This window comes from Oleiphilus sp. HI0067 (assembly GCF_001635735.1).
In genome coordinates this window covers 1-655 of the sequence record NZ_LWFI01001468.1, presented here as the reverse complement: position 1 = coordinate 655, position 655 = coordinate 1, and the positions used below count along the sequence as shown (strand labels likewise).

2 protein-coding genes are annotated in these 655 nt (G+C 49.0%); both read right to left on the bottom strand.

What is annotated here, in order from left to right; translation table 11 throughout:
• The coding region (locus tag A3739_RS23900; protein WP_304440305.1) for a solute carrier family 23 protein at window positions 1-513 on the bottom strand (513 nt) is incomplete at its 3' end.
• 40 nt (window positions 514-553) lie between these two features.
• Window positions 554-655 (bottom strand): uracil phosphoribosyltransferase (locus tag A3739_RS28370; protein WP_304440306.1); only part of this gene is annotated, 102 nt, incomplete at its 5' end.

Sequence of the window (655 nt, the reverse complement as noted above, 5' to 3'; positions counted from 1 at the left end):
AGATGCAATGGCGGTAACAAGCAATGCGCTCATTGAGATAAGAATGGCAGTGTTCTGGTTGACTAGCTCTGCTGAACCGTCACCCGTTTTACCGAGTGCCATATTCACAGCGACTGGTGCAAGGCTTAAACCAATTACAACGATAACCGGGCCGACAACAATCGGCGGCAAGACGCGTTCGATGATCTCGGTTCCGCGCCACGCAACAATGCCCGAGAGCAAAATATATACGCAACCTGCGGCCATTAGTCCGCCCATCGTTGAGGCTATGCCCCATGTCTGGATGCCATAAATAATAGGGCCGATAAAGGCAAAGCTGGAAGCGAGAAAAATCGGAATGCTGCGCTTAGTTATAAGTTGAAAGATGAGCGTGCCAACACCCGCAGTAAATAGAGCAACGTTACTATCTAACCCTGTAAGTAAGGGGACAAGAACGAGGGCGCCGAAGGCAACGAACAGCATTTGTGCGCCAATTAGCGCAGTCTTTGGGCTGAATGCATTTTCATCTGACATCGTGAATCTTCCTTTTCGCTATGTTTAGGGTGAGTTGTTGCTACTGGGTCCCGAAGATCTTGTCTCCTGCATCGCCAAGCCCGGGTAATATATATCCTTTGTCGTTTAGCTTTTCGTCGACAGCGGCGGTATAAATTTCCAT